The organism is Streptomyces dysideae (assembly GCF_001514305.1).
GTDB classification, from domain to species: domain Bacteria; phylum Actinomycetota; class Actinomycetes; order Streptomycetales; family Streptomycetaceae; genus Streptomyces; species Streptomyces dysideae.
Map to the genome: position 1 here is coordinate 105,836 of NZ_KQ949083.1, position 22,229 is coordinate 128,064.

A 22,229-nucleotide genomic window follows, 5' to 3' on the forward strand; every position below is an offset into this window, starting at 1 on the left:
AGGTCCGGTCGGGTCGAGCAGCCCGCCCCAGTCCTCACCGGTTCTGAACCAGTCGCCGGGCTCCCTAGCGGCGGGCATATTCGCGGAAGCCGCGGCCCGTCTTGCGGCCGAGGCAGCCCGCGGCCACCAGGTGCTCCAGGAGCGGTGCCGGCGCGAGGCCCGGGTCGCGGAACTCGCGGTGCAGGACCTTCTCGATGGCGAGGGAGACGTCCAGGCCGACGACGTCCAGGAGTTCGAACGGGCCCATGGGGTAGCCGCCGCCCAGCTTCATCGCCGCGTCGATGTCGTCGAGCGACGCGTAGTGCTCCTGCACCATCTTGATCGCGTTGTTCAGGTACGGGAACAGCAGGGCGTTGACGATGAAACCGGCCCGGTCACCGCAGTCGACGGCGTGCTTCCTTATCCTGGCGCAGACCTCGCGGACCGTGGCGTGGACGTCGTCGGCGGTCAGCACCGTACGGACGACCTCGACCAGCTTCATCGCCGGCGCCGGGTTGAAGAAGTGCATGCCGATCACGTCCTGCGGCCGCGAGGTGGCGCGGGCACAGGCGACGACGGGCAGCGACGAGGTGGTCGTGGCGAGCACCGCGCCCGGCTTGCAGACCTTGTCCAGCGCCGCGAACAGCTGCTGCTTGATCTCCAGGTCCTCGGCGACGGCCTCGACGGCCAGGTCGACGTCGGCGAACGCGTCGTACGAGCCCGCCGGCGTGATCAGGTCCAGGGTGCGCGCGGCGGCCTCGGCCGTCATCCGCCCCTTGTCGACGGAACGGGCCAGCGACTTGCCGATGCGGGCCTTCGCGGCCTGCGCCTTCTCCTCACTGCGGGCGGCGAGCACGACCTCGTACCCGGCCTTGGCGAACACCTCGGCGATCCCGGACGCCATCGTGCCGGAGCCCGCGACACCGACGGAGCGGACGGGGCGGCCGGGGGCCTCGGGGCCACCGGACAGGGGCGTCAGCGCGTCCGGCACCACCGTCGCGCTGCCCGGCGCCTCGTACGAGTAGAAGCCGCGGCCCGACTTACGTCCCGTCAGGCCGGCCTCGCTGAGCTGCTTGAGGATCGGGGCGGGGGCGTGCAGCCGGTCGCGGGACTCGACGTACATGGCCTCCAGGACCGTGCGCGCGGTGTCGACGCCGATCAGGTCGAGCAGGGCCAGCGGCCCCATCGGCAGCCCGCAGCCGAGCCGCATCGCGGCGTCGATGTCCTCGCGGGAGGCGTACTTCGCCTCGTACATCGCGGCCGCCTGGTTGAGGTAGCCGAACAGCAGCCCGTCGGCGACGAACCCGGGCCGGTCGCCGACCGCGACGGGCTCCTTGCCGAGGTCGAGGGCGAGGTTGGTGACCGCGGTGACGGCCGTGGGGGCGGTCAGCACACAGGAGACCACCTCGACCAGCCGCATCGCCGGCGCCGGGTTGAAGAAGTGCAGGCCGAGCACGCGCTCGGGGCGGGCCGAGTCGGCGGCGAGGCGGGTGACGGAGAGGGCGTTGGTGCCGGTCGCCAGGATCGTGTCCGGGCGCACGATGCCGTCCAGCTCGCGGAGGATCTGGTGCTTGATCTCGTACGACTCCGGAGCCACCTCGATGACCAGGTCCGCGTCGGCCGCGGCCCGCAGGTCGGTGGAGGTGCGGACGCGGGCGAGGGCGTCCGCGCGCTCCTGCCCGGTGAGCCGGCCGCGCTCCACGGCACGGGCGGTCGAGGCCTCCAGGGCGGCGACGGCCCTGGCGGTCGCGGCCTCGCTGATGTCGATGCCGACGACCTCGCGGCCGGCCCTGGCGAGCACTTCGGCGATACCGGTGCCCATGGTGCCGAGGCCGACGACGGCGACGGTCTGGAGCGGGGACAGAGGGGTGTCGGACTGGGGAGCGGCCATCGCGGGACTCCTGGAATGAGGGTGACGACTGGAAACGCGCCCGGGTGCGCCGAGAGGGCCGGGAAACCGGACCAATGGGCGCACCGGGTGCGGGATGAGGAGTGCGGGTGTTGCCGGGCTGCGAGCGCACACGCCCGGTGCCGTCGCCGAGGGCGTGCACACGCCCGGGGGAACGGCGGATCCGACCGGCCCTGTCCCGGGGCCGTGCCGTACTGATGAGGTACGCGATGTACCGAACCGACCAGCACTCGCGGCGGCTGCGTCACCAGGCCGCTGCAAGCAAGTGCGAGTGGGTAACTCGCTCGTATGAGCTTAACCGCCGGGTAACGAGCGCGCCAGTCCCCGTGTTTGTGATGTACGTCCCGGGATGCCTGCGTCGCCTCTAATCTCGGTGTCATGGACGAAGAGTTGCGATCACTCACGGAACGCTTACGGCGGGAGTCGGCCGGGACGGCGGCGTACGAGCGGCTGGCGGCGACCGGTGACCTCGACGAACTGGCCGGGGTGCTCACCGCGCCGGGCCAGTCGCTGTGGGCCAGGGAGCTGGCCGCGTTCCGACTGGGCCTCGCGGGCGACCGGCGGGCCTTCGAGGCCCTCGTCCTGTTTCTCAACCACCGCGAACCGGAGCGCTGCGCCTCCGCCGCCCACGCCCTGGCCCGACTCGGCGACCCGCGCACGGCCCGCGCGGCCGCCGCCCTCGCCACCAACGAACTCCGCGTCGCCTACGCCCTGCACCCGGTCCGGCTCCTCGTCGAACTGCGCGCCCCCGAGGCCGTACCGGCGCTCATCACCACCCTGGAGCGACGGCTGCGCCCGCACGATCCGTACCGGCGCGTCGCGCTCGCCTGCGTGGAGGGCCTCGGCGCGCTCGGTGACGCCCGGGCGCGACGCGTACTGAACGAGGCGCTCGCCCACCCGGCACTCGCCGAGGCGGCGGTGCACGCACTGGCGCGGATCCCGGCGCAACGGTGAACGGTCAGGCCGGGAGCCGCTGCACGTACCGCACTTCGGGCACGGCGACGCCGTCCACCTCGAAGGGCTCCTCGGCGCCGTCGGGACGGAGGCCGGCCCGCTCGTAGAACCGCCGGGCACGGGCGTTGTGCTTGAGGACCCAGAGGAGCATGCGCGGGTGCCGGGCGGCCGTGCAGCCGCGTACGGACTCCTGGAGCAGGGCGTGACCGATGCCGCGGCCGTACCGCGCGGGGTCGACGTAGAGGGCGTACAACTCGGCGTCCTCGGTGCGGACTTCGCCGTCGCGGTACGGCCCGTGACAGATCCAGCCGACGACCTCACCGTCCTGCTCGGCAACGAGGTTCACCACGCTGTCGTCGGCCTGCGTGAGAAGCCAACGGTGGCGCTCGGCGTCGGCCGTCACGTCGAGGGCATCGAGATAGGGCTGCGGAATGATGCCCAGGTAGGCGGTCCGCCAGCCGCCGACGCGGATCTCGGCGACACGGTCGCAGTCGGCCGGGGTCATCACGCGGATCCGGACGCGGTCGTCATCCATGGCGGCACCCTGGGCGTGGGACGAGCCGGGAGGCCTCCGATTATTCGGACCATGGGTCTGACGATGTCCCCGACGGGCCGTCAGGCCGCCCTCGTGAGAGGGCGGCCCGAGGTGGTGCTCAGCCGCGGACGCCGAGTAGCCCGTGCAGTGTCGAGCCCTTCGACGACGTCGACGCCGACTTCGAGCTCAGTGGCTTCGGGTCGGGCTGGGCCTCGCACACCGCGTCGGCCTCGCCGTAGCCGCGCGGGACCGAGCCATCGGTCAGGTACGCCGCCAGGTAGTCGTCCAGGCAGGTGTTCCCACTCAGCGTGATGCCGTGGTTCCCGCCGCCCTGCTCGACCACCAGGCTGGAACCGCGCAGCAGCTGATGGACCGTGACGCCGCCGTGGTACGGGGTGGCCGCGTCGTCCGTCGCCTGGAACAGCAGGACCGGCGCCACCTTGCGGTTGGCGACGTTCACCGGCTCCAGGGTGTCCGTCGGCCAGAACGCGCACGGCGCGTTGTACCAGGCGTTGTTCCAGGTCATGAACGGCGCCTTCTCGTGCACCGCCCAGTTGTCCTCGCGCCACTCCTGCCAGTCGGCCGGCCAGTCGGCGTCACGGCACTGCACCGAGGTGTAGACGCTGTAGCCGTTGTCCCCGGCCGCGTCCACGGCGGCGAAGTTCTCGTACGCCTCGACCAGCGGGTCGACGTTCCTGTCGTTCACGTATGCCGAGAACGCCTCGGCGAGGTACGGCCAGTAGCCGTTGTAATAGCCGCCGGGGAGGAAAGTGTCCTCCAGTTCGGAGGCGCCCACCTTGCCGCCGACCGGTGTCCTGGCCAGTTCCGCCCGCATCGCGTACCACTGGGCCTCGATCTTCTCCGGATCGGTGCCGAGCTTGTACGTGGCGTCGTACTTGGCGACCCACGCCATGAAGGCCCGGTGCCGGTCGTTGAAGGCGTAGTCCTGCGCGAGGTTGTCGTCGTACCAGACGCCCGTGGGGTCGACGATCGAGTCCAGGACCGCGCGCCGCACCCGCTCCGGGTAGAGCTTGGCGTAGACCGCGCCGAGATAGGTGCCGTACGAGTAACCGAAGTAATTGATCCGCGGGGCGCCGAGCGCGTTGCGGATCCAGTCCATGTCCTGCACGGCGCTGATCGTGTTGATGTGCGGCAGCAGGTCCGCGTACTTCTCGCCGCAGGCCTTGGCGAAGGACTTGGCGCGCAGGAGGTTGGCCTCCTCGATCGCCGGGGTGCTCGGCACGGAGTCCGGGCGCACCGGGTTGAATTGGCCCGGCCTGCAGTCGAGGGCCGGCTTGCTCTTGCCCACCCCGCGCGGGTCGAAGCCGATGACGTCGTACTGCGCAGCGACCGCCTTGGGCAGCGCGGACGCGACGAACCCGGCGAGCGTCAGACCGCTGCCGCCGGGGCCGCCGGGGTTGACCAGCAGCGGGCCCTGGTACTTCTTCGCGGTGTGCTTGATCCGGGACAGCGCGAGCGTGATCTTCTGCCCGTGCGGGTTGGTGTGGTCCAGTGGCACCTTGAGGGACGCGCATTGGAGCGTCGGATAGTTGGTGGTGCCGCAGTTCTTCCAGGTGAGTTTCGCGGCGTGAGCGGTTCCCGCGCTGCTCGGGGTGCTCGCGCCGGCGGGGACGGCCGTGATGGATCCGGCCACGACGACGGCGGCACCGCACAGCACGGCTGCGCGTTTTCTCATGGAGTCCTTCCAGGACGGAGGGTTTCGGACCGCGAGGGTCACGGTCCCCGCCGCATCGTCCCGGAAAGCACCCCCGGAAGAACTCGTTCTGGCAATACTTGACCCGATTGGGTCGCGGGATGCGCTCTAATGCTCTCAGATAAGCGAGAGTTGGACCGATTCGGACATTGACGGATCAGCCGGCTCCGGTTCCGGGAGCCGCCGGGGCATTCCAGCGCGCGTGGGGCCGATGCCGCACTCCTCGGCCAACTCGTGGACCTGCCGGGTGATCCGGCGCTGGTACCACTTCGGGGCGTAGGCGCCGTCGGCGTACAGCCGCTCGTAACGGCGCACCAGGTGCGGATGGCGGCGGACCAGCCAGGCCATGAACCACTCCCGGGCCCCGGGCCGCAGATGCAGCACCAGCGGGGTGACGGAGGTGGCCCCGGCGGCCGCGATCGACCGTACGGTGTCCCGGAGTTGTGCCGGGTGGTCGCTGAGGAACGGGATCACCGGAGCCATCAGCACCCCGCACCCGATCCCGTGCTCGGTCAGCGTCCGTACGACGTCCAGGCGCCGCTCCGGAGCGGGCGTGCCCGGCTCCACCGTGCGCCACAGCTCGGTGTCCGTGAAGCCGACCGAGACCGAGATGCCGACGTCCGTCACCTGCGAGGCCTGCGTCAGCAGGTCCAGGTCGCGCAGGATCAGCGTGCCCTTCGTCAGGATCGAGAAGGGATTGGCGTGGTCACGCAGGGCGCCGAGAATGCCCGGCATCAGACGGTAGCGGCCCTCGGCGCGCTGATAGCAGTCGACGTTCGTGCCCATCGCGATGTGTTCGCCCAGCCAGCGGCGCGAGCCCAGCTGGCGGCGCAGCAGCTCCGGCGCGTTCACCTTCACCACGATCTGGGAGTCGAAGCCGAGGCCCGTGTCGAGGTCCAGATAGCTGTGCGTCTTACGCGCGAAGCAGTACACGCACGCGTGCGTGCAGCCCCGATACGGGTTGACCGTCCATTCGAACGGCATGCGCGAGGCGCCCGGCACCCGGTTCAGGATGGAGCGGGCCCTGATCTCGTGGAAGGTGATGCCGGCGAACTCAGGTGTGTCGAAGGTGCGGATGTTAACCGCGTCCGCGCCGAACAGCGCGGCGTCGGCCCGGCTGTGGTCGGACTCCAGGGTGAGGTTCTCCCAGCGCATGAGGCCTCCTCGGTAGCACTGGCCCCAACAATAGAACAAATGTTCCCATGATCGTGCGACCTCGATTTGGGCGGGCGGGCGGCGGGGTGGTTGGCTTGCTCCAACCCCCGAGAAATCAGGTCCTGGAGGAAGTCAATGGCGCAGGTCGAGGCCACTACGGAGCGGGTCGTCGCGGCGGACGCGGAGAAGGTGTTCGACGCCCTCGCCGACTACAGCGGCACGCGTGCGAAGCTGCTGCCCGAGCACTTCAGCGAGTACGAGGTACGCGAGGGCGGCGACGGCGAGGGCACCCTCGTCCACTGGAAGCTCCAGGCCACCAGCAAGCGCGTCCGCGACTGCCTCCTGGAGGTCAGCGAGCCCACCGACGGCGAGCTCGTCGAGAAGGACCGCAACTCCTCCATGGTCACCACCTGGCGGGTCACCCCGGCCGGCGAGGGCAGGTCCCGCGTCGTCGTCAGTACCGTCTGGAACGGCGCCGGCGGCATCGGCGGCTTCTTCGAGAAGACCTTCGCGCCCAAGGGTCTCGGCCGGATCTACGACGCGGTGCTCGCCAAGCTCGCCACCGAGGTCGAGAAGTAGGCCCAACGGACCGACTCCCGGCGGCCGTTGGCCCCCTCACCGGTTCGAGTGGATCTCCGGGGTCGCCCGGCGGTTCGCCGTAACTCGTCGCGCTTGCTCGTAGTTGTCGATTTACGCAGGTTTTCTGTGGAATCGTGCGGCAGTGCGACGAGGGGAGCGGTACGTGGGCGGGAGCACTCTGGTACAGGAGGGACCGGCCGCGGCACCCCCGGACGCCCCCGCTCCCGCACCGGACCACACCGCCCGACTCAGCCCGCGCCGGGTGCGGTTGGTCTTCTTCGGGCTGATGCTCGCGCTGCTGCTGGCCGCGCTGGAGCAGATGATCGTCGCCACCGCGCTCCCGAAGATCGTCGGCGAGCTGCACGGCCTGGACAAGATGTCCTGGGCGATCACCGCCTACCTGCTCACCTCCACGATCGGACTGCCGATCTACGGCAAGCTCGGCGACCTCCTCGGCCGCAAGGGCGTCTTCCAGTTCGCGATCGTCGTCTTCGTCGTGGGCTCCGCGCTCGCCGGCCGTGCCGAGACCATGGACCAGCTGATCGCCTACCGCGCAGTGCAGGGCGTCGGCGCCGGCGGCCTCATGATCGGCGTGCAGGCGATCATCGCGGACATCGTGCCGCCCCGGGACCGCGGCCGCTTCATGGGCCTGATCGGCGCCGCGTTCGGGCTCGCCTCGGTCGCCGGGCCGCTGCTCGGCGGCTACTTCACCGACCACCTCTCCTGGCGCTGGTGCTTCTACATCAACGTCCCCTTCGGACTGCTCACCCTCGCCGTCGTCGCCGTCGTACTGAAGCTCCCGAAGCCGCAGGCCAAGCCCCGCCTCGACATCCTCGGCTCGCTGCTGCTCGCCGCCGCCTCCACCTGTCTGGTGCTGCTGACCAGTTGGGGCGGCACCGAGCACGCCTGGGACTCGCGCGTCATCCTCGGCCTCGGCGCCGGAGCGGCCGTCGCCACCGTCCTCTTCCTGGTCGCCGAGCACTTCGCCACCGAACCCCTCATCCCGCTGCGGCTGTTCAGGGAACCGGTCTTCAACATCACCGCCCTGGTGGGCCTGGTGATCGGCGTCGCCCTCTTCGGCGCCGCCGGCTATCTGCCGACCTACCTGCAGATGGTCGACGGGGCCTCCGCCACCGAATCGGGGCTGCTGATGCTCCCGATGATGGCCGGCATCGTCGGCGCCTCCGTCATCGCCGGGCAGCTCATCAGCCACACCGGCCGCTACAAGGCCTACCCGGTCCTCGGCGGCGTGCTCTCCGTCGTCGGCATGTGGCTGCTGTCCCGCCTCGACGTCGACACGCCCCGGCTGCACTACAGCATCTGGATGGCCGTCCTCGGCGCCGGCATCGGCATGGTGATGCCCGTCCTGATCCTCGCCGTGCAGAACTCCGTGGGCCCGGCCGACCTGGGGACGGCCACCAGCGCCAACAACTACTTCCGGCAGATCGGCGGCAGCGTCGGCGCCGCCGTCTTCGGCACGTTGTTCGCCGGGCGGCTCGCCGACTCCCTCTCCGAACGCCTCCCCACGCGCGCGGGCGCACAGCTGCCCGACCCGGAGTCGATCACCCCGCAGCTCGTCCACGCCCTGCCCCCGGCCCTGCGGGACGAATACATCCGGGCGTACGCCGACGCGATGCCGCGGATCTTCCTCTACCTCGTGCCGGTGCTCGTCCTCGGCCTGCTCATCGCCTTCTTCCTCAAGGAGACCCCCCTGGTGAACACCGCAGCGTCACACCACGCCCCCGTCACCGCCCCGGAGACCGCGCAGGTGAACGCCCCGATCCCGCAGGCCCGTTCGTCGTACGTCGCCGGCGTCCCGGTCTGCGGCACGGTGCAGCACGCCGACGGCACGGTCGTCCCGCGCGCGGCGCTCACGCTCATCGACGTCGTCGGACAGCAGGTCGGGCGGGGCGCGAGCGGTGAGGACGGCCGGTACGCGCTGTCGACGCCGGGCTCGGGGGCGTACATCCTGATCGCCGCGGCGGGCGGGCACCAGCCGCAGGCCGTCTCCGTGACCGTCGGCGAGCGGCCCGTCGAACTGGACGTCGTCCTCGGCGGCGCCGGACGCCTCGCCGGGAACGTGCTCACCGCCGACGGCACCCCGGTCCGGGACGCCGCCGTCACCCTCACCAACGTCCACGGCGAGGTCGTCGCCACCACCCGCAGCGGACGCGAGGGCGGCTACGTCATCACCGAGCTGGTGGCCGGGGAGTACACCCTCGCCGCCGGTGCGCCCGCCTTCCGCCCGGCCGCGCTGCCCGTCACCGTCCAGGCCGCCCGGGAGACCCGTCAGAACGTCGAACTCGCCGGCGGCGCCGTCCTGCGCGGCACCGTACGGGCCGGCGGCGAGCGAAGCGAGATGGGGCCTCCCCCGCCCGGAGGGTGGGGGAGGCCCGTCGAGGACGCGCGCGTGACCCTCCTCGACGCCGCCGGCAACGTGGTGGACACGCGGACCACCGGCCCGGACGGCACCTTCCGGTTCATCGACCTGGCCTCCGGCGAGTACACCGTCATCGCCGCCGGTTACCCACCGGTCGCCACCGTGCTCCAGGTGGCCGGGGGCGACCGTACCGAACGCGACCTCCAACTCGGGCACGAGGACTGAGGTGTTCCACCGGCGCACGGTCACGCGCCGGTGCGATCTCGTCACACCGATTCGCGCATTGCCGCACATCATCAGCGGCTCTCGCCGTACGGTAGTGACGGCGGCACAGATCTTGCGGAGCCGTGGGGAGAGAGGGCCTGGGCCATGGAAAATGGCACCGACCGGGGCACCGAGAGGGACATGCCTCCCAGCCGCGGAGCTGGGAACGGCGCGGCGACGGAGTTCGCCGTGGCCGGCCGTGTCCCGCTGGCCGTGGTAGTGGTCGACCGTGACGGCCTCGTCTCCCACTGGAGCACCGGCGCACGACGCCTGTTCGGCGCCCCCAAGGAAGAGGCCATCGGCCGGGCCGCGGTCGACCTGCTGCCCGTCTCCGGAGCGCTCCCCGAGGAGGACGACGTCACCCCGTACGGGGCCTACACCGCCTACGACGGACTCGGACCCGACCTCGAATCGTCCCTCGACGGACGGCTGTCCTACCCGGCCGCGGGCCGTGCCCGCCTCACCGTGCCCGACCGCGACCGCGACCGCGTCGACGTACTGTGGTGGGCGTACCCGCTGGTGGGCCCCGGGCGCGAACGGCTGCTGGTGCTGGGCGCCGACGCGGGCGGGCTGCACCCGGACGAGCCGGACGACGACAGCGCCTTCGAGCGCATCGCACCCGGCTTCGCCCTGCACACCGACTTCCCCGGCGCCGAGGAACTCGCCCGCCGGCTTCCCGAGATCCTGCCCAGCATGAGCGTCGAGGAGAGCGCCCGCATCGTCGCGCAGATCCTCGAACTGGGCTATCCCGTCCTGGAGTTCAGCCAGAACGACCGGGTGCCCGTCACTCCCGACTGGGGCGTCCCCCGGCGCGCCGAGCGCAAGGCCCGCCGCGAGCGCGCCGCCCGCGCCGTGGCCGCCGGTGAGCAACCGCCCCACGACCTCCAGGACGAGGCCGAGGACCTCGAATACGCCGCCGTACGCGAACGCCTGGAGTTCCTCAACGAGGTCAGCGGCCGCATCGGCACCTCCCTCGACCTGGCCAAGACCATCATCGAGGTCAGCAAGGCCGTCGTACCCCGCTTCACCGACGTCGCCGGCACCTATCTGCGCGAACAGGTCGTCGCCGGCGAGGGATTCCCCGAGGGCGTGCCCGACACCACCACCATGTGGCACCGCGTCGCCCTCGAGCACACCGACGAACCCGGCCGCTGGGACGACGTCGTGCCGGTCGGCGAGGCCATGCCGTTCCCGGCGCACACCCCGTTCTTCCAGTGCATGACCTCCGGCGAGCCCGTCCTCGTGCCGCGCATCAGCGAGGAGATGGGCCACGCCATCGCCTCCCAGTTCGAGAAGCGCGACATCCGGCCCCTGATCACCGGCCGCTCCATGCTGGTCGTGCCGCTCAAGGCGCGCAATGTGGTGCTCGGCTTCATGATCCTGCTGCGCCACCCCGAGCGGACCGTCTTCAACGACATGGACCGCGTCACCGGCGCCGAACTCGCCGCCCGCGCGGGCCTCGTGCTCGACAACGCGCGCATGTACACCTTCCAGGAGAGCGTCGCCGAGACCCTCCAGGACAGCATGCTGCCGCACATCCCGCCGCGCATGGCGGGCTGCGACATCGCCACCCGCTATCTGCCCGGCACCCTGCTCGGCCGCGTCGGCGGCGACTGGTTCGACTCCGTGAAACTCCCCGGCGCCCGCACCGCCCTCGTCGTCGGCGACGTCATGGGCCACGGCCTCAACTCCGCCGCGATGATGGGCCAGTTACGGACCGCCGTACAGACCATGGCCGCCCTCGACCTGCCGCCCGCCCAGCTGCTGCGCAACCTCGACGACCTCGCCCAGCGCCTCGGCGACACCTACCTCGCGACCTGCCTGTACGCGGTCTACGACCCGATCGCCGGCGAACTGCACATCGCCAACGCGGGCCATATTCCACCCGTGCTGGTCCGTTCCGAGGACGGCCGCAGCGAACTGCTCGACCTGCCCACCGGCGCGCCCATAGGAGTCGGCGGGGTCCCCTTCGAGGCTTTACGCGTACGCGTGGCGCCCGGCGACCGCATCGTCATGTGCACCGACGGTCTGGTCGAGGTGCGCGGCGAGGACATCGGCGTAGGACTCGCGACCCTCTGTGAGTCCGCCGCCCACCCGGCCGCCTCCATGGACGACGCCTGCGACACCATCATCCGCGCCCTCAACACGCGCGGCGGCCGCAAGGACGACGTCGCCCTCCTGATGGGCCGCCTCAACGGCATCGAACCCGACGACGTCGCCGAATGGCGGCTCACCCCCGACCCGGTCGAGGTCGGCCGGGCCCGCGCGGTGGTCCGGGAACAGCTCCACGACTGGGGCCTGGCCAAGCTCGCGTACACCGCCGAACTGCTGGTCAGCGAGCTGGTCACCAATGCCGTACGGCACTCCCACAGCCGCCCGCTCGACCTGCGCCTGGTCCGCGGCGACACCCTGCTGTGCGAGGTGGATGACGACGACCACGACCTGCCGACCCTGCGCAGCGCCGGTCCCACCGACGAGTTCGGGCGCGGACTGCGGGTCGTGAGCACGCTCGCCCGCGAATGGGGCACCAGCCGAACGAGCGCCGGAAAGACCGTCTGGTTCGAACTGACGCTTCCGCGACGCTGATCCACCCCCGCGGCACGAGGGGCGTACGACGGCGTACGCCCTTCGAATGCGGCGTGAAGGAACGCGCCACGCGCTTGTGGCCGTGACCTGGGCACGATAGACCGTACTCGCCCGTCACTTTGCGACGGTTCGGCAGCGCACCCTGGGGAGTTGGCGATGAGCGTGACGAGTCGGTACCGAGAGGCATGGGAGGGCTTCTGGAAGGAAGCCCCCGACGAACAGGGGGCGGTGTTCTGGGACGCCGAACCGGCCCTGACCGCCGGTCTCCACCTCGCCCTCTTCGAGCAGTACCTGGTGAACCCCAACCTGCCCATGGTGGACCTCGGTTGCGGCAACGGCACCCAGACCCGGTTCCTCGCCGACCGGTTCCCGCACGTCGTCGGCGCCGACCTGTCCGCGGCGGCCCTCGACCACGCCCGGCACGCCGACCCCGCCGGACAGGCCACCTACCGGATGCTGGACGCCGTCGAGAAGACCGAGGCGGAGACGCTGCACGCCGAACTCGGCGACACCAACGTCTACATGCGCGGCGTACTCCACCAGGCTGAGTCCGACGACCGGCAGCAGATGGTGGACGGCATAGCCACCCTCGTCGGAGCGCACGGGCGGGTCTTCCTCGTCGAACTCGCCGAGGCCGCCAAGCCCGTCCTGATGGGTCTGGCCCAGAGTCCCGCCGGACCACCGCCCAAGCTGGCGCCGATCTTCCGGCACGGCATCGCACCCGGGGAGGCGGCCGACGACGCGGTCCCCGAGTATCTGCGCGCGGCCGGGCTCACCGTCCTCGCGAGCGGCGAACAGCCCCTCATCACCACGGAGTACGGGCCCGACGGCACCCGGATCGAACTGCCGTCGAAGTGGCTGGTGGCGGGCCGCACCGTGTGACGGAGGCCGTCGGCCGGGGCCACGGGGAACCCCCATGTCTGCTGAGTCGTTTCCAACTTGCGTAATTGTCAACCGAGTTGCCGACGAATCCCTGTCATGGAGGTCCCTACCATGAACCACTCCCGCCCGACCCGGCGTGCGGTGCTCGGTGGCGCCGCCGCGCTGGCCGCCGTCGCGGTGACCGCCGGTGCCGGCACGGCGAGCGCCGCGCCGGCGACCTGGCCGACGGAGTGCGCGCTGCCCAACGGCTGGCTCCCCGAGGGCATCGCCATCGACCGCAAGCCGTACGCATACCTGGGCTCCCGCGCCAACGGCGCCGTCCACCGCACCGACCTGCGCACCGGCGAGGGCAAGGTCCTTTTCGCGGGCGGCACCGGCCTGATATCCGTCGGCCTGAAGGTGGACGACCACGAGGGCCTGCTCTACGTCGCCGGGAACACGGGCGTCGCGCGGGTGCACGACGCACGCACCGGCGAACTCCTCGTCACTCACCAACTCAGCGAGGCCACCGGCCACTTCATCAATGACGTCACGCTGCTCGGCGGCAGAGCGTGGTTCACCGACTCGCGCGCCGCGGCCCTCTACGCCGTCCCGCGCGGCGGCGAGAGCGGCGCGGTCCTGACCCTGCCGCTGACCGGCGACTGGGTCCAGCTCCCCGACGTGAACAACGCGAACGGCGTCGTCGGCACGCCCGACGGCCGGGGGCTGATCGTCGTCAAGAGCACGCCGGGCGAGCTGTACAACGTGAACCCCAAGACCGGCCACGCCACGAAGATCACGCTGGTTGGCCAGGCCGACGTGGTGAACGGCGACGGGCTGTGGCGCATCGGCCGCACGCTGTACGTCGTCCAGAACCGCCTGAACACGGTCAGCGTCTGGGACCTGGACGCCAAGGCGGCGACGGCCACCCTGCGCAAGACGATCACCGACCCGCGCTTCGACGTCCCCACCACCGCCGCTCGCTACGGCGACCGGCTCTATCTGGTCAACGCCCGCTTTACGACCACACCGACGCCCGAGACGCCGTACAACGCGGTCGCGGTCTCCCTCTGACCCACCGGCGGTGAAACGCGTCGCCCTCCGGTGCGCTCGTCGCGCGCCGGAGAGCGAACTCTGCGGTGAATGGCCTCAGTTGACCGAGCGGCCGCGGCGGTACGCCACCCAGCCCGCGCCCAGCAGGGCGGCCGCGAGCGCGGCGACGGAGAGCACGGTCACGCCGGTGGAGGCGAGGCTGCCGCTGCCGGTGGCGGTCGTGCCCGAGGTGCCGGAGCCGCCGGTGGTGGAGGCGGTACCCGTGCCGCCGGTGCTGCCACCGCCCGTGGTCGTTGCGGGTGGCCAGCACACACGTGGCCTTGAAGCAGTCGGTGTACTCGTCCTTGGCGTCGACGGTCAGCTCCACCTCGAAGGTGCCGCCCGCGTCGTACGGGACCGCCAGGTCCTCGCCGTAGTCCGGCGGGTTGGAGGAGATCCACGCCGAGGAGTGCGAGCCGCCGCTCATGCCGACGCCGCCGACGCACGGGGTGGGCAGTTCGCCGTCGCCGTTGTCGACGCGCAGGGCGACGTAGATGCCCTTCTTCGCGTCGTAGCCGGAGCCGGTGACCTTCAGGGTCTGGTCCTCGGTGGCGAGGTTGTTGACCGGGGTGACGGTGAGCTTCTGGCCGTTCGGGCCGGTGACGGTCTTGCTGCCGGACGGCGCGCCGTCCTCGCCGTCCGCGCCGACGCCGTTGTTGCCGCCGCCCTGAAGGTCACCCACACCGCATTGCGGTTCCCGGCGCCTCCCGGCCGGCGCTCACCTCCCCCGGTGCGCGGCCCACGGCGCGGGCCGACTCCGTGGTGTCCCTCCGGAACGCCCAGTCCATCCTCGGCTCCACCACACACCGGAACACCCGCCGGACGGGCGACGTGCACAGCGCGGTCACGGCTGCCGCGGCGATGACCGAGACGGTGATCTTGCCGAGTGGTGTGTGTGTCCAGGCGAGGTGGGACCAGTGCCAGTGGTTGGCGGCCTGGATGACGAAGCCGTGCAGCAGAAAGCCGTAGAGGGTGCCCGCGCCCAGGGTGGTGAACCATGTCCGGCGTCCGGGCACCCAGGCGAGGAAGCAGGCGGCCAGGGTCAGTGAGCAGCCGAAGAGAACCAACGTCATGACGGGGCCGTACCAGGCGGGCACCCCGAACTCCCCGGCGGCGGAGTGGTGGAAGAACCAGGCGTAGTCCATCCGCGGGACCGCCCAGTACGCCACGGCGAGCGCGCCCGCGCCGACCGGCACCGCCAGCAGGCGTGCCCTGCGACGGCGGAGCAGCCGGAAGTGGTCCGGTCTCAGGCACAGGCCGAGCACGAAGTAGGGCAGGAACTGCAGGGCGCGCTGCAGGTCGAGGTCGTAGCCGACGGACGGTGACAGGGTCGCCAGCATCGCGACGGCGAGGGCGGTCGGCAGCGGCCACCGCACGCTCTGCCAGATCGGGGTCGTCAGACGCCAGATGAACAGCGCCGCCAGGAACCACGTCAGATACAACGGGTCCAGCAGGCTGACCGGCCGCTCCGGTACACCGTCGGACCACCGGGTGAAGAGGGTGTACGCCGTCTCGAAGACGACGTAGGGGACGACGACACCGGTGACCAGGCGCCCGATCCTCCGCGGGCTCGCGTCGAACCCTCGGGAGAAGTATCCGGACATGACGATGAACGCCGGCATGTGGAAGGCGTACACGAACATGTAGAGCGCGGTCACGGTACGGCTGCCGGAGCGCAACGGTTCCCAGGCGTGGCCCGTCGCGACCAGCACGATCGCCAGGTACTTGGCGTTGTCGAAGAAGGCGTCGCGTTGCTTCGCCCGCTCACAGAGGGGCACGCGACTTACTAACGGTACGTCTGTGGCGGGAGAGGACGGCATTCCAGGCCGCTCACCACTTTCGGGCGGTCTAAACACCCCGGGAATCGCCGGTGGACGAAGATCCGGTAAACCTGCACACCGTTCACCAGCAGGTCGTCCGGAACTGAACAGTAGTCACGACTGGGTCGGATCGCGGCGGTCTCGGTGCGTGGGTGTCCCTTCTGGGGAGCCGTGGTGACCGGCATAGGTGCAGTACGGCGGCAGGCCGCGTGAAGGTGTCGGTGTGTTCCGTCACCGCGCGGTCACACCGGTGAAGCCCGCTTCCGCGGTGCGTCCCGTTTGCCCCTCGGGCGGCTGGCCGCCCCATTCCCGGCGTGCTTTGATCCTGCGCATCGTGCAAGTCGCCGGGAAGGGTTCCCAGTTTCGGGAATCGGGCGAACTCTGCCATTCGGAAATACCTAGAAGTACCTATGTGAAGGGAACCGCGCGTTATGAACCTTGCCGAGATCTCGGACGCCGACCTGGACAACATCTCCGGCGGCCTCGCGGCCGGCGTCTCCGGCGGTCTCTACCTTCAGACGCCGCTCGCGGAGGTCTGCGCCGACCTCCTGGCCGTCGCCACGGACGACGGCGTCGCGGTGGGCACCAGCATGCACGCCGCCACCACCACCGCTCTCTGACGTAGCCGCGTTGCTCACCATGGGCCCCGGATCAGCCGATCCGGGGCCCATGGCGTGTCCCACTCGTGGCCGGTTGCCCCTTCGGCGCGTAACGTGACGGAGCATGAAGATCCTCATCAGCGCCGACATGGAGGGCGCCACCGGCGTGACCTGGCCGGCCGACGTGCTGCCGGGGACACCGCAGTGGGAGCGCTGCCGGTCGATGTTCACCTCCGATGTGAACGCCGCCGTGCTGGGCTTCCTCGACGGGGGTGCCGACGAGGTCCTCATCAACGAAGCGCACTGGACCATGCGCAACCTGCTGCTGGAGCGTCTCGACGAGCGGGCGGAGATGCTCACCGGGCGGCACAAGTCCCTGTCCATGGTGGAGGGCGTGCAGCACGGCGACGTGGACGGCATCGCCTTCGTCGGCTATCACGCGGGCGCCGGCATGGAGGGCGTCCTCGCGCACACCTACCTCGCCAACTCCATCACCGGCGTCTGGCTGAACGACGTACGGGCCAGCGAGGGGCTGCTCAACGCCCATGTCGTCGCCGAGTACGGCGTGCCCGTCGTCCTTGTCACCGGCGACGACGTGGCCTGCGAGGACGCCCTCGGCTACGCGCCCGGGGCGCTGAAGGTCGCCGTCAAGGACCATGTGTCGCGATACGCCGCGGTGTGCCGTACGCCGACCCGCACGTTCGGCGACATCCGGGCCGCGGCCAAGGAGGCCGCCGCGCTGGCGGTCCGTCAGGAACCGGTCGGTGGCGGCCCGTTCACCATTGCCCTGGAGTTCGACGCCGAGCATCTCGCCCTCGCCGCCACCGTCGTCCCCGGCGTCGACCGCGTCGGGGAGCGGAAAGTGGCGTACACCCACGACACCATGTACGAGGGGATCCGCACCTTCAAGGCGGTCACCACCATCGTCTCGGCCGCAGTGGAGGAGCAGTATGGCTGACGAGCGGGCGTCGGCCGAGGTCGTCACGTTCACGTCCGACCTCATCCGCATCGACACCACGAACCGGGGCGGCGGCGACTGCCAGGAGCGGCCCGCCGCCGAGTATGTCGCCGAACAACTGGCCGGGGCCGGTCTTGAGCCCACAATGCTGGAGCGCACCAAGGGGCGGACCAACATCGTCGCCCGTGTCGAGGGCACCGACCCGTCGGCGGACGCCCTGCTCGTCCACGGTCATCTGGACGTGGTGCCCGCCGAGGCCGCCGACTGGAGCGTGCCCCCCTTCTCCGGGGAGATCCGCGACGGGGTCGTGTGGGGGCGGGGCGCGGTCGACATGAAGAACATGGACGCGATGATCCTCGCCGTCGTCCGGGCCTGGGCGCGGGAGGGCGTACGGCCCCGGCGGGACGTCGTGATCGCCTTCACCGCCGACGAGGAGGCCGGCGCCGAGGACGGGTCCGGGTTTCTCGCCGACAAGCATGCCGGGCTGTTCGAGGGGTGCACCGAAGGCGTCAGCGAGTCGGGGGCGTTCACCTTCCACGACGGCAGCGGACGACAGCTCTATCCCATCGCGGCCGGGGAACGCGGCACGGGCTGGCTGAAGCTCACCGCGCGGGGGAGGGCCGGGCACGGGTCCAAGGTCAACCGGGAGAACGCCGTCACCCGCCTCGCCGACGCGATCAGCCGGATCGGCGCCTACGAGTGGCCGCTGCGACTCACCCCGACCGTCAGCGGAGCCCTCACCGAACTCGCCGCGCTCTACGGCGTCGAACCCGACCTGGACGACGTGGACGGGCTGCTGGAGAAGCTCGGCCCGGCGGCCACACTGGTCGAGGCGACCGTCCGCAACAGCGCCAACCCGACCATGCTGGACGCCGGTTACAAGGTCAACGTGATCCCGGGAGAGGCCGTCGCGTTTGTCGACGGGCGCTATCTCGCGGGCCACGAGAAGGAGTTCCGCGCCACCCTCGACCAACTCACCGGCCCCGACGTCGCGTGGGAGTTCCACCACCAAGAGGTCGCGCTCCAGGCGCCCCTGGACTCCCCGACGTACGCCCGCATGCGCGCCGCCGTCGAGGAGTTCGCGCCCGAGGGACACGTCGTGCCGTACTGCATGTCCGGCGGCACCGACGCCAAGCAGTTCGCGCGCCTCGGCATCACCGGCTACGGGTTCGCGCCGCTGAAGCTGCCCGAGGGCTTCGACTACCAGGCCCTGTTCCACGGCGTCGACGAACGCGTCCCCGTCGAGGCGCTCCATTTCGGCGTCCGTGTCCTTGACCGCTTCCTGCGGACGGCCTAGGCGAGTTGGGGGAGAACGTGCAGACCCTGCCGTACGGTTCCTGGCCCTCACCCATCGACGCGGCCCTCGCCGCCGCGCACGACGGGCACCCCGAGTACGTGGGTTTCGTCGGCGCCGAGGCGTGGTGGACCGAGCCGCGCCCCACCGAGGGCGGGCGGCGCACGCTCGTACGGCGGCGCGCGGACGGCGTCGAGGAGTCGGTGCTGCCCGCGCCGTGGAACGTCCGCAGCCGCGTCATCGAGTACGGCGGACAGCCCTGGGCCGGAGCCGACGCCGACGGCCGGGCGCTCGTCGTGTTCGTCGACTTCGCCGACCAGCGGCTGTACCGGTACGAGGAGGGCGGCGACCCGCGTCCGCTCACTCCCGTGTCCCCGGTGGGCGGCGGACTGCGCTGGGCCGACCCGCAGTTGCGCCTCGAACACGGTGAAGTCTGGTGCGTGCTCGAGGAGTTCACCGGCGACGGTCCCAGCGACGTGCGGCGCGTCCTGGCGGCCGTACCGCTGGACGGATCGGCGGCCCAGGACCGGGACGCGGTACGCGAACTCACCGACGGCCGACACCGGTTCGTCACCGGAGCCCGGATCTCGCCCGACGGGCGGCGCGCGGCCTGGCTCGCCTGGGACCATCCGCGGATGCCGTGGGACGGGACGGAGCTGGTGCTGGCCGACGTGGACGGCGGCACCCTGCGCGAGCCCCGGACCGTCGCAGGCGGCCCCGACGAGTCGATCGCGCAGGTCGACTGGTCGACGGACGGCTGTCTGCTGTATGCGAGCGACCGTACGGGCTGGTGGAACCTGTACCGCGACCACCGGCCCGTCTGCCCGCGCGAGGAGGAGTTCGGCGGGCCGCTGTGGAAGCTCGGGCACCGTTGGTTCGCGCCGCTGGACGGCGGGCTGATCGCCGTCGTGCACGGCCGGGGCGCCACCGCCCTCGGGATCCTGGATCCCGAGACCGGCGAGGTCGTCGACGCGGCGGGTCCCTGGACCGAGTTCGAGCCCACCCTCGCGGTGCTCGGCGAGCGAAGCGAGATGGGGGTCCCCCCGCCCGAAGGGTGGGGGAGGGTCGTCGCCGTCGGGGCCAGCCCGCGCAGCGCGCACGAGGTGGTCGAGCTGGACGCCCGCACCGGCCGGGCCCGGGTCATCGGCGCCCGGCACGACGACGCGGTCGACCCCTCCTACTACCCCGAGCCGCAGATCCGCACCTTCACCGGACCGGCCGGACGCGAGATCCACACGCACGTCTACCCGCCCCACAACCCCCGCTGTGTCGCCCCCGGCGACACCCCGCCGCCGTACGTCGTCTGGGCGCACGGCGGCCCGACCGGCCGGGCGCCGCTCGTGCTCGACCTGGCCATCGCCTACTTCACCTCGCGCGGCATCGGGGTAGCCGAGGTCAACTACGGCGGCTCCACCGGATACGGCCGGGCCTACCGCAACCGGCTGCGCGAGCAGTGGGGCGTCGTCGACGTCGAGGACTGCGCCGCGGTCGCGCTGGCCCTCGCCGACGAGGGCACCGCCGACCGCGACCGGCTCGCCGTCCGGGGCGGCAGTGCGGGCGGCTGGACCGCGGCCGCCTCCCTCGCCGCGACCGACGTCTACGCCTGCGGCACGATTCTCTACCCCATCCTCGACCTGACCGGCTGGGGCCCGGGAGAGACCCACGACTTCGAGTCCCGGTACCTGGAGACCCTGGTCGGGCCGCTCGCCGAGGTCCCCGGACGGTACGCGGAACGGTCGCCCGCCCAGCACGCCGACCGCGTCACCGCGCCCTTCCTGCTGCTCCAGGGCCTGGACGACGTGATCTGCCCGCCCGCACAGTGCGAGCGCTTCCTCGCCAGGATGGAGGGCCGGCGGGTGCCGCACGCGTACATCGCCTTCGAGGGGGAGGGGCACGGATTCCGGCGGGCGGAGACCATGATCCGGGTCCTGGAGTCCGAACTCTCCCTGTACGCCCAGGTGTTCGGGCTCAATCCGCGCGGCATCCCGGCCCTGGAGCTCGCCCAGTGAAGCCGCTGGAGACGCTGATGCCGCTCGTACGCCCGACGCGCCTCGCCCCCGGCGCCCGCGTGGCCGTCGTCGCGCCGAGCGGGCCCGTACCCGAGGAGCGGCTGCAGGCCGGGCTCGACGTGCTGCGGGGCTGGGATCTGGAACCCGTCGTCGCGGCCCATGTGCTGGACCGGCACGCCGAGTTCGACTACCTCGCGGGCGGCGACCCGGACCGGGCCGCCGATCTGCAGCGCGCCTGGTGCGATCCGTCCGTCGACGCGGTGCTGTGCGCCCGCGGCGGCTACGGCGCCCAGCGCATCGTCGACCTCCTCGACTGGGACGCGATGCGCGCCGCCGGACCGAAGGTGTTCGTCGGGTTCAGCGACATCACCGCCCTGCACGAGGCGTTCGCCGTCCGGCTCGGCCTCGCCACCCTGCACGGGCCGATGGCAGCCGGCGTCGACTTCGTCAAGAACGCCCGGGCGCAGGAGCATCTGCGGGCCACGCTCCTCGCCCCGGAGACCGTCCGCGTCATCGCGTCCGGTGGCACCGCCCTGGTCCCCGGCCGGGCGCGGGGCGTCACCCTCGGCGGCTGTCTGTCGCTGCTCGCCGCCGAACTGGGCACCCCGCACGCCCGGCCCTCCGCGCGCGGCGGGCTGCTGTGCCTGGAGGACGTGGGCGAGGAGACGTACCGCCTCGACCGCTACCTCACCCAACTCCTGCGCGGCGGCCGGCTCGACGGGGTGCACGGGGTGCTGCTCGGGTCGTGGGAGAAGTGCGAGGACCCCGGCCGACTGCGGGCGCTGCTCGCCGACCGGCTCGGCGGGCTCGGGGTGCCGGTCGTCGAGGAGTTCGGGTTCGGGCACTGCGAAGGGGCGCTGACGATCCCCTTCGGGGTCTCCGCCGAACTCGACGCGGACACGGGCACCTTGACGCTCGACGAGCCGGCCCTGAGCTGAACCGTCCTCATCGGCGACGGCCGGCCCCCGACCGAGCCCAACCTCGACCCGTCCCGCATCAGACGACACCGGCGTACTGGAGCTGCCGGTACTGGACCGCTGACCAGGCGCGTCACCCGTACGGCCGTCTTCGCGCCCCGGGCGGCGCCGCTCGCCGTGCGCAGCGGTCGCGGGCGGTCCATGCTGGAGGTATGAGCCCGAAGACCTCCCAGAGCGGTGGCCGTCCGGCCGGCGGGAAGCGGGGCGGCCTCGGCGGGATGCTGACGCCCGCCAGGGTCACCGTGCTGCTGCTCGCGATCCTCGCCCTGATCTTCATCTTCGAGAACACCCGCACCACCGAGATCCGGCTGCTGATCCCCGAGGTGACGATGCCGCTGTGGGTGGCGCTGCTCGGCACGGGTGTCATCGGTGCGCTGTGCGGGGCGTTCTTCATGAAAGGGCGCGGCTAGGGCTGTGCCGGACGTGGCGCCCGCCGGGTGACGCCTGGCACGCTCCCCCACTGCCTCAAGGGCGTGGGAGGTGCCCCCACTCGCCGCCGCCCGGCCCGCCCTCCGGGCCGACGACGCCACTTCCGACACAGGCGCCGGCGCGTCGTAGGCTGAC

General features: G+C 71.5%; 18 protein-coding genes. 12 read left to right on the top strand and 6 right to left on the bottom strand.

Going from position 1 to position 22,229, the window contains the following annotated elements; all coding sequences use genetic code 11:
* Nucleotides 1-64: 64 nt before the first annotated feature.
* The gene (locus AQJ91_RS16795; RefSeq protein WP_067021818.1) at nucleotides 65-1,870 is read right to left on the bottom strand and encodes a 3-hydroxyacyl-CoA dehydrogenase family protein; all 1,806 of its coding nucleotides are present in this window, start codon (nucleotides 1,868-1,870) and stop codon (nucleotides 65-67) included.
* Nucleotides 1,871-2,266: 396 nt separating this feature from the next.
* Between AQJ91_RS16795 and AQJ91_RS16800 the strand changes: the two genes are divergently transcribed.
* Entirely contained in the window at nucleotides 2,267-2,842 is a 576-nt protein-coding gene (locus AQJ91_RS16800) for an adenylosuccinate lyase (RefSeq protein ID WP_067021820.1), read from the top strand.
* Between the two features lie 4 nt (nucleotides 2,843-2,846).
* On the opposite strand, the gene AQJ91_RS16805 is transcribed toward AQJ91_RS16800, so the two are convergent.
* The 3 genes from AQJ91_RS16805 to AQJ91_RS16815 all read right to left on the bottom strand — a co-directional run bounded on the left by AQJ91_RS16805 (nucleotide 2,847) and on the right by AQJ91_RS16815 (nucleotide 6,246).
* A complete protein-coding gene (locus AQJ91_RS16805) occupies nucleotides 2,847-3,377 on the bottom strand; it encodes a GNAT family N-acetyltransferase (protein WP_067021822.1) in 531 nt (176 codons plus the stop codon).
* A 118-nt stretch (nucleotides 3,378-3,495) separates the two neighbouring features.
* Nucleotides 3,496-5,073: an alpha/beta hydrolase gene (locus AQJ91_RS16810; RefSeq protein ID WP_067021824.1), complete on the bottom strand. Its 1,578-nt coding sequence runs from the start codon at nucleotides 5,071-5,073 to the stop codon at nucleotides 3,496-3,498.
* Between the two features lie 135 nt (nucleotides 5,074-5,208).
* Nucleotides 5,209-6,246 (bottom strand): Rv2578c family radical SAM protein, encoded by a 1,038-nt coding sequence (locus AQJ91_RS16815; protein ID WP_067021826.1) that lies wholly within the window; start codon nucleotides 6,244-6,246, stop codon nucleotides 5,209-5,211.
* Nucleotides 6,247-6,381: 135 nt separating this feature from the next.
* Between AQJ91_RS16815 and AQJ91_RS16820 the strand changes: the two genes are divergently transcribed.
* The 5 genes from AQJ91_RS16820 to AQJ91_RS16840 all read left to right on the top strand — a co-directional run bounded on the left by AQJ91_RS16820 (nucleotide 6,382) and on the right by AQJ91_RS16840 (nucleotide 13,990).
* Entirely contained in the window at nucleotides 6,382-6,825 is a 444-nt protein-coding gene (locus tag AQJ91_RS16820; protein ID WP_067021829.1) for an SRPBCC family protein, read from the top strand.
* 163 nt (nucleotides 6,826-6,988) lie between these two features.
* Entirely contained in the window at nucleotides 6,989-9,430 is a 2,442-nt protein-coding gene (locus AQJ91_RS16825; protein ID WP_067021831.1) for an MFS transporter, read from the top strand.
* Between the two features lie 144 nt (nucleotides 9,431-9,574).
* Entirely contained in the window at nucleotides 9,575-12,055 is a 2,481-nt protein-coding gene (locus AQJ91_RS16830; RefSeq protein WP_067021833.1) for an ATP-binding SpoIIE family protein phosphatase, read from the top strand.
* Between the two features lie 156 nt (nucleotides 12,056-12,211).
* Nucleotides 12,212-12,937: a class I SAM-dependent methyltransferase gene (locus AQJ91_RS16835; protein WP_067021835.1), complete on the top strand. Its 726-nt coding sequence runs from the start codon at nucleotides 12,212-12,214 to the stop codon at nucleotides 12,935-12,937.
* Between the two features lie 111 nt (nucleotides 12,938-13,048).
* Complete coding sequence (locus AQJ91_RS16840; protein ID WP_067021837.1) at nucleotides 13,049-13,990, top strand: SMP-30/gluconolactonase/LRE family protein; 942 nt, start codon at nucleotides 13,049-13,051, stop codon at nucleotides 13,988-13,990.
* Here the strand turns inward: AQJ91_RS16840 and AQJ91_RS16845 are convergent.
* Entirely contained in the window at nucleotides 13,935-14,690 is a 756-nt protein-coding gene (locus tag AQJ91_RS16845) for a hypothetical protein (RefSeq protein WP_067021839.1), read from the bottom strand. The two genes, AQJ91_RS16840 and AQJ91_RS16845, sit on opposite strands and share 56 nt — an antisense overlap.
* Complete coding sequence (locus AQJ91_RS16850) at nucleotides 14,683-15,828, bottom strand: acyltransferase family protein (protein WP_067021841.1); 1,146 nt, start codon at nucleotides 15,826-15,828, stop codon at nucleotides 14,683-14,685. The genes AQJ91_RS16845 and AQJ91_RS16850 overlap by 8 nt, the downstream gene beginning before the upstream one ends.
* Nucleotides 15,829-16,259: 431 nt before the next feature.
* Between AQJ91_RS16850 and AQJ91_RS16855 the strand changes: the two genes are divergently transcribed.
* The 6 genes from AQJ91_RS16855 (at nucleotide 16,260) to AQJ91_RS16880 (ending at nucleotide 22,075) form a co-directional block, all read left to right on the top strand.
* Nucleotides 16,260-16,448, top strand: coding sequence for a hypothetical protein (locus AQJ91_RS16855; protein WP_067021843.1), 189 nt, complete (start codon nucleotides 16,260-16,262; stop codon nucleotides 16,446-16,448).
* 103 nt (nucleotides 16,449-16,551) lie between these two features.
* Nucleotides 16,552-17,385: a M55 family metallopeptidase gene (locus tag AQJ91_RS16860; protein WP_067021845.1), complete on the top strand. Its 834-nt coding sequence runs from the start codon at nucleotides 16,552-16,554 to the stop codon at nucleotides 17,383-17,385.
* On the top strand, nucleotides 17,378-18,682 hold the full coding sequence (locus AQJ91_RS16865) for a M20/M25/M40 family metallo-hydrolase (protein ID WP_067021847.1): 1,305 nt from the start codon (nucleotides 17,378-17,380) through the stop codon (nucleotides 18,680-18,682). Before AQJ91_RS16860 ends, AQJ91_RS16865 begins: the two co-directional genes overlap by 8 nt.
* Nucleotides 18,683-18,699: 17 nt before the next feature.
* Entirely contained in the window at nucleotides 18,700-20,688 is a 1,989-nt protein-coding gene (locus AQJ91_RS16870; RefSeq protein ID WP_079085028.1) for a S9 family peptidase, read from the top strand.
* A 14-nt stretch (nucleotides 20,689-20,702) separates the two neighbouring features.
* A complete protein-coding gene (locus tag AQJ91_RS16875) occupies nucleotides 20,703-21,626 on the top strand; it encodes a S66 peptidase family protein (RefSeq protein WP_107122467.1) in 924 nt (307 codons plus the stop codon).
* Between the two features lie 191 nt (nucleotides 21,627-21,817).
* Entirely contained in the window at nucleotides 21,818-22,075 is a 258-nt protein-coding gene (locus AQJ91_RS16880; protein ID WP_067021851.1) for a LapA family protein, read from the top strand.
* Nucleotides 22,076-22,229 lie beyond the last annotated feature (154 nt).